This is a genomic window from Moraxella sp. FZLJ2109, assembly GCF_024296965.1.
Lineage (GTDB): Bacteria > Pseudomonadota > Gammaproteobacteria > Pseudomonadales > Moraxellaceae > Moraxella.
In genome coordinates this window covers 2,043,108-2,055,863 of sequence record NZ_CP101112.1, presented here as the reverse complement: position 1 = coordinate 2,055,863, position 12,756 = coordinate 2,043,108, and the positions used below count along the sequence as shown (strand labels likewise).

Below are 12,756 nucleotides of genomic sequence, written 5' to 3'. Positions count from 1 at the left end.
ATTCAGCCATTTTTAAGACAAAATGGAAAAAATTCACTAAATTATTTCTAAACTATAAATAATGTTATAAAGGTTCAGCACGCTCCAACATTTCACGCACGAAAAAACCCCGAATAAATTCAGGGCTTAACTGGGTGGATAATTGTGTGATTTGTTGATTTTGAGAACCAATTTTTTAAAATTGATAAACCTACAATGATTCACCCAAAATCACACCGCCATCATCTTTGGTAATCATCACGGTGGCTGAGCGTGGTACTTTACCGCCTGCGACCGCACCCCATGCCACATCAGGGTGGTCTTCACCAGGGTGTTGAATGTTGATAAACAAAGTCTTAAGATCTGGGGTCATGGTGATGCCTGTCACTTCACAGCCCTTTGGACCGACAAAGAACCGTTTGAGCGTATCATCGGACGCCATCATGCCCACAGGGGTGTTTTTGCCCGTGGTGGTGGTGACGATTTTGCCATCGCCGACACGGTTTGGTAAGGCAGCCAGTAGCATACAGTTGGTGGTCTTGGTATAAGCACCATCATCGGTTTGAATCCACAGCACACCGCGTGGGTCAAAGTACAAGCCATCAGGCGATGATAAATCATTATCCGTACTTAATCCTGATAGGTTTTGCTCGGTCAAATCATTTGGCGCAGCGAACAGGTACACATCCCAATTAAAGCTGGTCGCAGCATGGTCACCATCTTTTTCGTGCCAGCGGATAATGTGTCCGTGTTGATTGCCTTTGTCATTATAACTGCGTGGGTTGGCGGCATCTGTGGCATCAGGTGTGCGCTTAGAATTATTGGTCAAGGTTACATATACTTCGCCTGTGATTGGGCTGACCGCTACCCATTCAGGGCGATCCATTTTGGTCGCGCCAAGTGCATCGGCAGCTAGGCGTGCATGGACGACAATATCGGCTTGATTGGCAAAGTTATACTCCTTGTGCTTGACCGTATTCATGATCAAAGGACGCCACTGCCCTGTGCCATCGGCATTGAATACGGCTACATACAGCGTACCTTCGTTCATGTATTTATCGCCAGCTTTTAGACCTTTGCCGATGTCTTTTGGCGACCATAGTGCCTTTGAGACAAACTTATAAATATACTCACCACGCGCATCATCACCCATATAAAACACGATAGGCTTACCTGCCACCGCTGGGGCAAAGGCACAGTTTTCGTGAGCAAATCTGCCAAGGCTTGTGCGCTTGATGGCTTTGGCTTGTGGATTGAACGGATCGATCTCGACGATATAACCAAAGGCATTAAAGCCATTGCGATAATCATCGTGCGCTGTCTTACCGCGCGCGGTGATGTCCCAGCGGCTAAATTCATCGGCAACGACGCCATCTTTATCATCGGCAGTGTGCCACAGATAGCCGCCACCTGTGCTGTTTTCTTTAAGTCCATAGCGTGCCAAAGCAAGATCAGCTTGCGCACCAATTACGGCTTTGTCTTCACCACGCGCAAAGACATTTAAGAAATTCTCTTCGGTGGTCAAATAAGTGCCCCATGGTGACGCGCCTGCACCGCATTCATTGTTGATACCCCAAATGGTCTTGCCGTGCTTGTCATACTTGGTCTGTACAAGGCTTGCACCGCTTGCTGCGCCTGATAGCTGGGTCATGGTGCTGCTGGTGTAGCGTTTGTTAAAGCGGGAATTTTTGACCAATTCAAATTGACCATTGTCCTTACGCACTAGCTCAACCACAGACACGCCATGAGCGTTAGCATCGCGGCGGACATCCATAGCAAGGCGTTTTTTACGATAAATTGCTGCGGCATTGGTATCTTCCTGTGTGTACATACCCATAGGGTGTAGGTTGTCATTGGTGTATTCGTGGTTGATGGCAAGCAGACCGCGGTTTGACTGATGTGGGTCAAATTTGCCATTACTCATACCATAAAAATTCATACCATCATGGTTATCACCCATGCGATACATGAACGATTCGCCTGAGTGCTTGCGGTCATCGCGAAACGGCTCAATGCCATCGACAAGCGGCTCGCCTAGGTGCAAAAATGCTTTGGCGGTATAGCCTTCAGCGACCATCATCTCATTGCCTGTATAATGTGGCACGGCTTTGAATTTCAGGCTCTGTGGGCGCGGTAGATTCATCGCGCCTGCCGTCGTCTTGGCAAATGCACCATTGCCCATCATCGGCAATGCGCCAAACATTGCCATCGCTGTCAAGCCTGCACCACCCTTTAGCACCGTGCGGCGGCTGATAGCTTGGTCAAGTAAGTTTGCAAATTCTGGATTGTCACTGGTGTTCGAATCTTCGATATAATCATGCGGATGCTGCATTGTAGATTTCCTTATGGCTATGATGTGATGATCGCTCATCTAAAAGTTGCGCCAATTGTAGCAAGCAAACATGACAGCTTATTGACGATCCGATGACAGTTTTATGACAATTTTGCATAGTGAAAGGTGATAAAGTTTCTTTGGTGCGGCTGTAGGCTTACCAGCCATGCCATCAGTTCATCACAGCTGTACGCCTTATCGATGTGTAGCGTGCGCGTGGTGAATGGCGCGGATTCTACGCCGGTTTTGACTTTATGATGTATAAAGCCATCGACACGCATCACCCTTGGTAAATCATGAATTGCCTTATCTGGTGCATCGCCCTGCTTGGTGAAATACTCAATCAAACGCTTTTGGCAGTCACTAAAGTGTGCCGTTGGTATCTCATCAGACAGCACCCAGTAAGCATGATGTTTATCTTGGCTTGACTCATTAATGATGCTTGGCGGTAGTGGTAGCGACTGTAAGCGAGCCACACGATCGGCATCAGGGGTGTCAAAGTCTAGGAACAAGGCTCGAATACCGATGATGTTTTCTTTTTTACACCCTTTGCCATCGGTCTGATTGACGGTGACATACACGCCTGCACCCTGCTCATTGAGCCTGTGCAGTTCGTCTTTGACATCGTCGTACATCCCCCCACAGCTGGCGAGTCAGTGCAGGGCTTTTACGGTCGGCATTATCATCAAAAGTTTGATAGAGTGATGGCGTACCGTGTGATAGTTGGTTAATTAATGGGGTCATTTTAGATTCCTTTGAGTTTTGGACAAAGGTCTGCTGCTTTAAGCATTTTACTTTTTATAACCTTTGTAATAAAATGAAAATATATCTAATAACTTGTTTAATTGGAGTAGGTATGAATTCACTTGGTGAACGCCTTAAACTAGCACGAGAAAATAAAAATCTTTCTCAGCAGGAAGTTGCTGAGCGTGCAGGCATGAGCCAACCAACTTACTATAAGATTGAAAGTGGCAAAACCAAACGCACAACCTATCTCAATGACTTGGCTCGTGTGCTTGGCGTAAGTGCCGATTGGCTTTTGACTGGTCAAGGCTCAATAACCGCCGACACCCCACCCCAAGCCGAAAAATCCAATATTATTAACGACCTAAAAGCACAGATTGAAGCGATGCAATCTGGTGGCGTACTGACTGCTGAGCAGGCGCATGAGATTGTCGATACAGTGCGTGTTGCGATGCCAACAAATGATGTACCGCTCATCAGTTGGGTGGCAGCCGGCTCATGGTCTGAAGTTTCACTTGTGACCCTAGATGATGCCTTGGGCTATTATCCACGCCCACGAAATCTATCAGCCGATGGCTTTGCACTCAAGGTGCGTGGTCGCTCGATGTGGCCAGAGTTTCGCCCTGATGACATCATCTATGTCGAGCCGAATGTCTCAACACTTGCATTCAAAGACGGTGATTTGATCGTGGTGCAGTGCAACGATGATACCGAAGCAACATTTAAGCAGCTGGTACTTGGCGAGACTGAATCTGATATGTACCTAAAGCTGCTTAATCCTGACTGGCCAGAACAAAAGATGCTACCGATGGGCGAATGTCGGCTTGTGGGTAAGGTGGTTGGGAAGTTGGTGGAGTATTGATTCCACAGGTTTAATTTATAAATTAGGAAAAAATATATGCAACAAGAACTATTTTCTTCTTTTGATGAAGAACGGATCAAAACTCAAATCTCTGAAAATCAAAAACAGTTTGATTTTGACATTAGAGAATATCCAATTGAAGTTTTGGTGCAAAAATTTAACCCGTCCAAACAAACAGAGCCAGAAATATTTATTCCCGACTATCAAAGGGAGTTCGTTTGGGATTTACAGCGACAATCTTTGTTTATTGAATCGTTATTGATTGGCCTGCCCATTCCCTACATATTTGTGGCAGACATTGCTGACGATGAGCAAGACTATGTTGATGGTAGGGTTGAGATTGTAGATGGTGCTCAGCGAATGCAAACCATCTATGCTTATGTTAATAATCAACTAAGACTGCAAGGTATGCAAAGATTGCAATCATTAGAAGGTAGTATTTTTGATGATTTGCCATTGGCACAACAGCGTCGCTTTAACCGCACCACCATTCGACTCATTGAGCTTAAGAATATTGATGAAGATGGCAGACGCATGATGTTTGAAAGACTGAATACAGGTGGAAGCAAGCTAACCGATATGGAAGTGCGTATAGGGTCTGGGGATAGTTCATTTGTCCATTTCTTAAAAACTTTAGCTGAGAACAAGGAAGTACAACAACTGATTTGTGTAGCAAAAAATAAGGAGAATCGCAGAGAGCGAGAAGAGTATATTTTAAGATTTTTTGCTTATCGTGATAGATATCAAAAATTTGGAACAAGAAACAATGGGGAGTCCAGTAATAGTGTTGCCGGCTTTTTAAATGACTATATAGAGCATATAGATACCGATTTTGACGATGTCAAGAAAGTAGAAATGGAAAAACAGTTTTTTGATATGCTAAATTTTGTTAAAGCTCATTTTAGACATGATTTTAGAAAGTCAAAAAATGCCAAGTCCATTTCTAGAATTCGTTTTGAAGCGATTGCTGTTGGTTCAAGCTTGGCACTGGCTGAGAATCCAGATCTTGTCCCTGATGATACTACATGGGCGTATACTGACCAAGATTTCTTAACCATGATTCGTTCTGATGCAAGCAATTCAAAACCTAAAATCATTAACAGGATTGAGTTTGTTAAAAATAAACTTTTAGGCAAAGAAATCAGTTTGGATAAGCAAGATGATTCAAATTCAAAATAGACATCTAAAAGCTGCTTATGAAGAATTTCAAGTACGGCTGCATGAAGTGGAATCTTATATTGATTTTGTGGAAAAGGCATCCAAGATCGATGCCCCACACCTTATATCAAATAAGGCTGACTCCTGCGAAGAGCCCTATGAAATTAGCAGGGAGCTTACCAAGACACTGCGAGCCAGCTCTTATTTGATGTTGTACAACCTTTTAGAATCCACCATGAGCAATGCCATTGATTCCATCCATGAAACAATAAAATCCGAACAGTGCGATGTCATGGATTTATCTAAAGAATTACATAAAATTATTTTAAAAAATATCCAAAAAGGATTAACCGAAGAAAAAATCGCAGAACTATCAAACAATAACTTAGATCATAGAGAGCGACTATTTGATCTGGGTTATAATAAGAAAAAATTATTCCGTGGCAATATTGACTACAAAATCATTTCAGATTATGGTAAGAAATATGGTTTTAAACCCCACCCCATCCCCCAAGAGAATCAAGAATCCCTAGTTTGGGACGCAAATGTCATTTTTAAAATTAAGATAGAAAGAAATAAGCTAGCGCATGGATCTGTATCCTTTGAGACCTGCGGTGCCGAAATGGCTGTTGAATCCCTGCGTAATAATTTAGGGGCTGTAGTAGATAAGGTCTAAATCCCACACCATTTTCTCAATATTTTAAGCTGATTAGATGGTGTACTGTAGTTAAATCTAAACTCACATTCTTTGATAAAAAGATGGAAGTTTTTCTTGTCAATGCCATTGTATTTTCTAAGTACTCGTTTAGCTTGAGACCAGAAATTTTCAATGCCGTTGATGTGGTTGTGGTCTTTGACAAACTCTTTGGAATGATTGATGCGAAAGTGTTTAAACTCACTCACATCAAGAGCATTATAGCTTCTGTAACTATCTGTGTAAACGATGCTATCTGGCTTGATTTTGCTTGAGATGATAGGCATTAAGGTGCTTTGCTTGGTATCTTTTACCACAACAGTATAAACCTTGCCATTACGCTTCAAAAGACCAAATACAGCTGTTTTACCACCAGCGCCACGACCTCGCTTACCTTTGCGAATGCCACCGAAGTAGCTTTCATCAAGCTCTACTTCACCATCAAACAAAGTGTGAGCTTCAAGGTTGAGATTATATTCTATCACAAGTCTGATTTTGCGGTAAAATAAAGCTGCTGAATTGTGCTGAATGCCAAGCAAATCACTTGCTGTTCTAGCAGTAACTTGTGCAACAAAAAATTCAAGCAGTTTTATTTGAACTTTTTTACTTAATTTACAACGAGTTATCTTCATGTTTGTAGTATAGCATAAGTGCTAATCTACTACAGCCCCATAATTTAAGCAATGTACAGGCGGTACTGTTGGGTGTGTTTCATGGGCTTGATATGTATATGAATGACAAAAAATATCTTAGAAATTTAGATGGTTAATATGCAAAAGCCATCAAAAAACTCATCCCAACCACTTCACCCAATCTAACAGGTACAGCATTGCCAATCATTCTAGAAATGGCTGTCATATTGATGCGTTCTGCAAACTGATAATCTTCGGGAAAGGTTTGAAATATGGCAGCTTCTCTAAGTGAGATGGCTCTGTCCTGCTCAGGATGTCCAAAACGACCATTACCATAGCCTGTGCATAATGTTGTCATTGTTGGTGCAGGCTTATCCCATGACATACGACCATAGACACTACCATAGGTTTTGCCAGAGCTTTTTTTGTGACATTCAGCAACCAACTCTTTAGGCCAATCACGCCAGCTGCCGCCCTGCTTAGATGCCTTAATCCGCTTCATATTCAGCTCACTCAGACCAGAACTGAGATGCAACGAATCTTCAGAGCATCTCTGCCCAGCTGCAATAGGTACCAAATGCCCAATGGCGTCCTGTACTGTCACTGGTGACTCATGCGTCGTGGGGATTAGCTCTATCTTGCCGATACGACTTGCGAGAAGCACATGGCGCTTGCGATCTTGGGGAATGCCGTATTTCACACATTCCACCTTTTGGGCTGACACTTGATAGCCCAAGTTTTCTAGTTTGGCCACAAAGTCATGATATACTTGATGCTTGGTGACATCAGGGACATTTTCCATTGTCACAAGCTCAGGGCGTACTTCATCTATCAATCGGGCAAAATGATAGAGCAGTGGATATTTCTTATCCATGCTTGTATCCCTGCCATTATTGTAAGTGGAGAATGGCTGGCATGGGGCACACCCTGCCAGTAGGCGCACCGCACCATCACTATACCAACTTTGGATCTCATCAGCAGTGACATCCGCTACGCTTTTTTGGATGAATGTAGCATTATTATTATGTTCATAGCCATAGCGACAGGCAGCGTCAATATCATAACCTGCTTTCACCTGGATTCCAGCTTTAATCAGCCCAGCGGTGAGACCACCGACACCACAAAATAGATCAACTGCTTCTATTTTTTCCATAATATCACTCAAAAAAATAGCCCATTGGCGGATATTATAATCCATTTGGCTAAAAAACTCGAGTTATTTTTTTACCACCCCACACGGGTGGTTTTTTATTTAACATATTTTAAGATTTTTTCTTGACAAATAATTATCCTATAGGATAATATATATCTGACAAGATTTATTTCTTGCTCAATCATCATTAGGAGCTGTTTTATGGCAACCGTTACAGAATTTGGTAAAATGCTTAGAATATTACGCATTGAACATAATATCATGCTAAAAACCATGGCGGAAAATATTGGCGTATCTGCACCTTATTTGTCAGCAATTGAGACCGGCAAAAAGCCAATTAATGCCAATTTGCTAAACAAAATTATTGACTATCTCGGACTATCCGCACAACAAGCCAATGAACTTGTTGCGGTAGCAAGTACGCTTGAGCAGGATATTGTCATCAAACCTGCCAATGACTGTGAGGCGGAGCTGGCATTAATGTTTGCACGCAAACTAGACAATCAAACACTAGACATTAAAAAAATCATGCAGTTTTTAAAGGAGGTATAATGTTAAATAGTCTGCATTTATACAATAAAGGCGTGCGTGTCAAACCACGAAGCAAGCATGAAATTAGAGGCTTTGCCCGTCTTGTTCGCCAGCACTTTCAAGACGACATACACAAACCCTTTGATGTATTAAATTGTCTTGAGATTGATTTGCCCAAAGCCACAGCCTATGACTTTTCTTTTGAACCAAAGGAAAAAGCTACATGAAAGATGTGGAAGCGTCTGTATCACCGGATGATGTGGTGATGTACATTAGACAAGATGTATTTGACGCCTTGTATAATAATGATAGTCGTGCAAGATTTACTATAGCTCATGAATTTGACCATTTATTCATGCACAAAGGTATCGCAACCACTCTGAATCACAGCAACCCATCAGCACACAAACCTTTTGAAGACAGCGAATGGCAAGCCAACCAGTTTGCTGCTGAGTTATTAGCGCCTTTAGGCGGATTTTTGTAGTACGCTATGCAGTATGTTATCATACTACAAAATACAATTCCCTTATAAATCAATGGTTTATATATCAAACATCCATCTTCCAATCAAACGGCATCTCGTGATGACCGCGCAACGCCATCATCAGAGTCTGCTGCATATGATTCAGCACTTCGGCGGTATATGGGATGGCAGGCCTGCCCCACACAGGATTTGGCCACGCCACATCGTTTTGGTAGCGGACAATGTGATGAAAATGTAGCTGCGGCACTTGATTGCCCAAAGCAGCGACATTCATCTTATCAGCACCGAAGATTTTCGCCATTTGGCTAGATACCCAGCTCGACTCGCGCAAAAACTGCACTTGATCAGCATGGCTTAACTCATAAATCTCTTTTACGCCCGACACACGCGGCACAAGAATCAACCACGGAAATTGACAATCATTCATCAGTCGCACGGTCGATAATGGAAAATCCCCCACCAAAAAAGTGTCCTTGGCAAGGGTTGGATGTAGTTGAAACATGGTCTTTCTCTTTATAATCTTAACTTATCTTAAATGGCGATTCGCCAAAACGCCGTTATTATAGCACAAATTTTCACCGCTTGAAAAATTTCCATCAGCCATTTTCTACCAAATTCTGCTCAAAATACAGCAATAATTCCGCCACTTTATCCAGTCGCACCTGTACATCCATCTCGGTTTTGGCGATGAATTTAAGCATCGTCGCCCCTTGCATACGATAGCCATCATGAGACTGAATCAGCTTGATAATCGCAAGCCCATCGACAGGCGTATCAGCCTTAAATTCCATACTGATGCTATGACTGGCCGCATCGATTTTACTAATACCCACCGCTTTGGCGCGAATACGGCAGCGATGCACGGCAAATAAGTTTTGGGCAGGCACAGGCAGCGCACCGAAGCGATCAATCATCTCCGTGCGAATGTCAATCAACTCACTGACTTCATCGACATTACTAATGCGCTTATAAAACAGCAGTCGCTCATGCACATCACCCAGATAGTCATCAGGAATCAGTGCGGACGCATGAATATCGACTTCACTGACCAAATCCAATGGCGTGGCAAGGCTTGGTGTCTTACCCTGCTTAATCGCACGAGTCGCACGCTCCAGCATATCCATATACAGCCCAAAGCCGATGGTCTGCATATTGCCTGATTGCTCCTTGCCAAGAATCTCGCCTGCACCACGGATTTCTAGATCTTCGGACGCCAGCATAAAACCTGCGCCAAGGGTGTTCGCGCGCGTAATGGCGTTTAGGCGTTTTTTAGCATCACTACTTAATCCCTTGATTGATGGCACAAGTAAATAACAATACGCCTGATGATGACTGCGCCCCACTCGCCCACGCAGCTGATGCAGCTGTGCGATGCCAAATTTATCCGCGCGATTGATGATAATGGTATTGGCATTCGGCACATCGATGCCTGTCTCGATGATGGTACTGGCGACTAGGACATTGAATTTTTTGTGATAAAAATCACTCATCACCGCCGCAAGCTCACGCTCATGCATCTGCCCATGCGCCACCGCCACGCGCGCTTCACCAATCAGCTCGCGCAAGCTTTCTGCCGCCGCTTCGATACTTGCCACATCATTATGCAGATAATACACTTGTCCACCGCGTAAAATCTCGCGCAAAATCGCTTCTTTGATCACTTCATCAGACTTTGCCATCATAAAGGTCTTAATCGCCAAACGGCGTGCTGGCGGCGTGGCAATGATTGAAATGTCCTGCATCCCAGACAGTGCCATATTCAGCGTACGCGGAATCGGCGTGGCGGTCATGGATAGGCTGTCAATCTCGGTTTGCATTGCCTTAATCCGCTCTTTATGCCGCACCCCAAAGCGATGTTCTTCATCGATGATCATTAAGCCAAGCTTATAAAACTTCACGCCATCTTGCAAGATCTTATGCGTGCCGATGACGATATCCACCTTGCCGCTTGCGACATCTTCTAGCACCTTATCATGATATTTTTTATTGCCAAAACGCGACAAACTCTCGATACGCACTGGCCAATCCGCGAAGCGATTGATAAAGCTGTCTTCATGCTGCCCTGCCAAAAGCGTCGTCGGCACCAGTACCGCCACTTGATAGCCTGCCTGCACCGCGATGAATGCCGCACGCATCGCCACTTCAGTCTTGCCAAAGCCGACATCGCCACAAATCAGGCGATCCATCGGTTTAGACTGCTTCATATCATGGATGATGGCATCAATGGCGGCGGCTTGGTCAATGGTCTCTTCAAAGGCAAACTGACTGGCGAACAGCTCATACTGCGCCATATCCACCCCAAAGCTGATGCCCGCCTTGGCATTGCGCCGTGCTTGTACATTCAAAAGCTCGGCTGCGACATCATGAATCCGCTCAAGAGCTTTAAGCTTAGCCTTCTCCCATTTGCCCGAGCCAATTTTGGACAATACCACCGCTTCAGAATCCGTGCCGCTATATCGCCCGATCAAGGCAAGATTGGTAATTGGCACATAAATGCTCGCATCATCGGCATATTTTAGATGAATAAACTCCTGCTCACCTTCGCCGACATCCAGTACGATCAAGCCATGATAGCGACCAATACCATGCTCAAGATGTACCACAAGCGACCCTTCGGATAATTCCGTCACCGACTTGACCAAAAACGCCTGCGACACACTCGACTGACGACGGCGACGCGTCTGCAATACCTGCCGCCCAAAAATCTGCGTCTCACTAATCACACAAAAGCCATCATTACCATCCAGCCACAACCCCCGTTCAATTGGCGCAACACTGATGGCAATGCAGTCTTGGTAAAATTTATCTTTATTATTGATAAACTCATCAAAGCCCTGCACGACTTGAGTGGCGATCTTACCTTTTAATAATTCTAAAATAATCTCACGGCGACCTGCACTCTCTGCAACCAACAAAACAGGCACTGATAAATCCGCCACATACTCAAGCAATGCTGACAGCGGTTCAGCATTTTGGTGATTGATCGGTAAATTTGGCGGTGGTGTGATGGTCAAACCCGCAAGCTTAACGGGTGTATTTTCTGCTTTATCAATCAGCATGCGTGGGAATGCTTTGAGCGCTTGATGAAATTCATTATTTGGTAAAAATAAATAATCAGGCGGCACAATTGGCAAATCTTTATCATGTGCGCGGGCATTATAACGACCAACCACCTGCTGATAAAACGCATCGTGATGACTGGATAAATCAGCATGGCTGACAATCACCGCATCATTGGGCAAATACGCAAAAAAACTACCCGCGCCCAGCCATTCATCGAGATCAAAAAACAGCGGCGCATAATACTCAATCCCTTGTGGGGCAATGCCTGACATCACATCATGATACAGCTCGATCTTGCGATGGCTTGCGTGGGGAAATAAGCTTGCGAAATTATGACGAAAATGCTCGCGCCCTGCTTCTAGCGCAAATTCACGCGCAGGCAACAGGCGGAATTCTGAGACTTTGGCGACTTTTGGCAGTTTATCAGCCAATAAATTATTCAGCCCTGCGATACTGTCTTTTTTAAGTTTTTCTAATCTATCATCACTGAGTGTGCGCTGTGTTTCTGGATCAAAAAACTTAATACTCTCGATTTCATCATCAAACAAATCGATGCGAAACGGCAAGCTTTGACCGATGGCAAAAATATCAACAATGCTGCCACGCACCGCAAATTCACCTGGCTCAAAGACATTATCAACATGCAAATATCCTGCGCGCGCCAAGCGATCTTTTTCATGATTCAGATCAAAACGATCACCGACCGCCAAATCAAAATGCTGACCGATCAGCCAGCTTGGTGGTGCAAGTCTTTGCATCAAAGTCTGCACGCTCACCAGCAGCACACCTATTTTTGGCATCTTGGTCAATAGTGCGATTCGCTCTGAGATGATGTCTTGGTGAACCGATAGCTGATCATATGCCAAGATTTCCCAATCGGCAAAGATGTGCGCCGTCACCCCAAAAAAGGCAAGCTCCGTCTCAAGTTGATTGAGTTCATTTTGGCTATTAGTCACCATCACCACAAGCCGCTCTTGGCTTTGGGCGACCAACGACAGCCAATAGCCAAGATCTGAGCCTGCGTGTAGCGGCACGGTGGTTTTATAATTGGCTTTGGTGGGCAGTTCAAGGATTGGGCTAGAATGATGTGTAGCAGTCATGGTGTTATTGATGGGAATAATTAT

Annotated in this window: 13 protein-coding genes; 6 read left to right on the top strand and 7 right to left on the bottom strand. The window is 44.2% G+C overall.

All coding sequences use genetic code 11. From position 1 onward, the window contains the following. Positions 1–190: 190 nt before the first annotated feature. From NKU06_RS09750 to NKU06_RS09740, 3 genes are all read right to left on the bottom strand, one after another. Positions 191–2,311: a PhoX family phosphatase gene (locus NKU06_RS09750; protein WP_254730519.1), complete on the bottom strand. Its 2,121-nt coding sequence runs from the start codon at positions 2,309–2,311 to the stop codon at positions 191–193. Between the two features lie 101 nt (positions 2,312–2,412). Then, positions 2,413–2,946 (bottom strand): DNA-primase RepB domain-containing protein, encoded by a 534-nt coding sequence (locus NKU06_RS09745; RefSeq protein ID WP_254730518.1) that lies wholly within the window; start codon positions 2,944–2,946, stop codon positions 2,413–2,415. After that, the gene (locus NKU06_RS09740; protein ID WP_254730508.1) at positions 2,906–3,055 is read right to left on the bottom strand and encodes a hypothetical protein; all 150 of its coding nucleotides are present in this window, start codon (positions 3,053–3,055) and stop codon (positions 2,906–2,908) included. Before NKU06_RS09740 ends, NKU06_RS09745 begins: the two co-directional genes overlap by 41 nt. Before the next feature lie 112 nt (positions 3,056–3,167). Between NKU06_RS09740 and NKU06_RS09735 the strand changes: the two genes are divergently transcribed. The 3 genes from NKU06_RS09735 to NKU06_RS09725 are packed head-to-tail and all read left to right on the top strand — an operon-like array spanning position 3,168 to position 5,751. Continuing rightward, the gene (locus tag NKU06_RS09735) at positions 3,168–3,917 is read left to right on the top strand and encodes an XRE family transcriptional regulator (RefSeq protein WP_254730506.1); all 750 of its coding nucleotides are present in this window, start codon (positions 3,168–3,170) and stop codon (positions 3,915–3,917) included. Between the two features lie 36 nt (positions 3,918–3,953). Beyond that, complete coding sequence (locus NKU06_RS09730) at positions 3,954–5,096, top strand: DUF262 domain-containing protein (RefSeq protein WP_254730497.1); 1,143 nt, start codon at positions 3,954–3,956, stop codon at positions 5,094–5,096. Continuing rightward, positions 5,077–5,751 carry an MAE_28990/MAE_18760 family HEPN-like nuclease gene (locus tag NKU06_RS09725; protein ID WP_254730494.1) on the top strand — a complete coding sequence of 225 codons (675 nt, stop codon included), beginning with the start codon at positions 5,077–5,079 and terminating at the stop codon, positions 5,749–5,751. Before NKU06_RS09730 ends, NKU06_RS09725 begins: the two co-directional genes overlap by 20 nt. Here NKU06_RS09725 and NKU06_RS09720 read toward each other — a convergent pair. Both NKU06_RS09720 and NKU06_RS09715 read right to left on the bottom strand, forming a co-directional pair. Then, entirely contained in the window at positions 5,748–6,401 is a 654-nt protein-coding gene (locus NKU06_RS09720) for an IS1595 family transposase (protein ID WP_254728721.1), read from the bottom strand. The genes NKU06_RS09725 and NKU06_RS09720 overlap by 4 nt on opposite strands. Before the next feature lie 133 nt (positions 6,402–6,534). Further along, entirely contained in the window at positions 6,535–7,554 is a 1,020-nt protein-coding gene (locus NKU06_RS09715; RefSeq protein ID WP_254732056.1) for a DNA cytosine methyltransferase, read from the bottom strand. A 201-nt stretch (positions 7,555–7,755) separates the two neighbouring features. On the opposite strand from NKU06_RS09715, the gene NKU06_RS09710 reads away from it, so the two are divergent. From NKU06_RS09710 to NKU06_RS09700, 3 genes are read left to right on the top strand one after another with little or no spacing between them, the layout of a single operon-like run. Then, positions 7,756–8,106, top strand: a complete 351-nt coding sequence (locus NKU06_RS09710; protein WP_253223497.1) for a helix-turn-helix domain-containing protein — start codon at positions 7,756–7,758, stop codon at positions 8,104–8,106. Next, a complete protein-coding gene (locus NKU06_RS09705; RefSeq protein WP_253223496.1) occupies positions 8,106–8,312 on the top strand; it encodes a hypothetical protein in 207 nt (68 codons plus the stop codon). Before NKU06_RS09710 ends, NKU06_RS09705 begins: the two co-directional genes overlap by 1 nt. Beyond that, on the top strand, positions 8,309–8,569 hold the full coding sequence (locus NKU06_RS09700; RefSeq protein ID WP_254730483.1) for an ImmA/IrrE family metallo-endopeptidase: 261 nt from the start codon (positions 8,309–8,311) through the stop codon (positions 8,567–8,569). Before NKU06_RS09705 ends, NKU06_RS09700 begins: the two co-directional genes overlap by 4 nt. 64 nt (positions 8,570–8,633) lie before the next feature. Here the strand turns inward: NKU06_RS09700 and NKU06_RS09695 are convergent, their stop codons facing one another. Together NKU06_RS09695 and mfd are read right to left on the bottom strand one after the other, a co-directional pair. Beyond that, a complete protein-coding gene (locus NKU06_RS09695; RefSeq protein WP_254730480.1) occupies positions 8,634–9,071 on the bottom strand; it encodes an HIT domain-containing protein in 438 nt (145 codons plus the stop codon). Between the two features lie 94 nt (positions 9,072–9,165). Next, the gene (gene mfd / locus NKU06_RS09690) at positions 9,166–12,732 is read right to left on the bottom strand and encodes a transcription-repair coupling factor (protein WP_254730477.1); all 3,567 of its coding nucleotides are present in this window, start codon (positions 12,730–12,732) and stop codon (positions 9,166–9,168) included. Positions 12,733–12,756 lie beyond the last annotated feature (24 nt).

Bases quoted from the DNA above. Each gene is read 5' to 3' on its own strand.
- NKU06_RS09750 (WP_254730519.1), bottom strand. From the start codon at position 2,311: ATGCAGCATCCGCATGATTATATCGAAGATTCGAACACCAGTGACAAT.
- NKU06_RS09745 (WP_254730518.1), bottom strand. From the start codon at position 2,946: ATGTACGACGATGTCAAAGACGAACTGCACAGGCTCAATGAGCAGGGT.
- NKU06_RS09740 (WP_254730508.1), bottom strand. From the start codon at position 3,055: ATGACCCCATTAATTAACCAACTATCACACGGTACGCCATCACTCTAT.
- NKU06_RS09735 (WP_254730506.1), top strand. From the start codon at position 3,168: ATGAATTCACTTGGTGAACGCCTTAAACTAGCACGAGAAAATAAAAAT.
- NKU06_RS09730 (WP_254730497.1), top strand. From the start codon at position 3,954: ATGCAACAAGAACTATTTTCTTCTTTTGATGAAGAACGGATCAAAACT.
- NKU06_RS09725 (WP_254730494.1), top strand. From the start codon at position 5,077: ATGATTCAAATTCAAAATAGACATCTAAAAGCTGCTTATGAAGAATTT.
- NKU06_RS09720 (WP_254728721.1), bottom strand. From the start codon at position 6,401: ATGAAGATAACTCGTTGTAAATTAAGTAAAAAAGTTCAAATAAAACTG.
- NKU06_RS09715 (WP_254732056.1), bottom strand. From the start codon at position 7,554: ATGGAAAAAATAGAAGCAGTTGATCTATTTTGTGGTGTCGGTGGTCTC.
- NKU06_RS09710 (WP_253223497.1), top strand. From the start codon at position 7,756: ATGGCAACCGTTACAGAATTTGGTAAAATGCTTAGAATATTACGCATT.
- NKU06_RS09705 (WP_253223496.1), top strand. From the start codon at position 8,106: ATGTTAAATAGTCTGCATTTATACAATAAAGGCGTGCGTGTCAAACCA.
- NKU06_RS09700 (WP_254730483.1), top strand. From the start codon at position 8,309: ATGAAAGATGTGGAAGCGTCTGTATCACCGGATGATGTGGTGATGTAC.
- NKU06_RS09695 (WP_254730480.1), bottom strand. From the start codon at position 9,071: ATGTTTCAACTACATCCAACCCTTGCCAAGGACACTTTTTTGGTGGGG.
- mfd (WP_254730477.1), bottom strand. From the start codon at position 12,732: ATGACTGCTACACATCATTCTAGCCCAATCCTTGAACTGCCCACCAAA.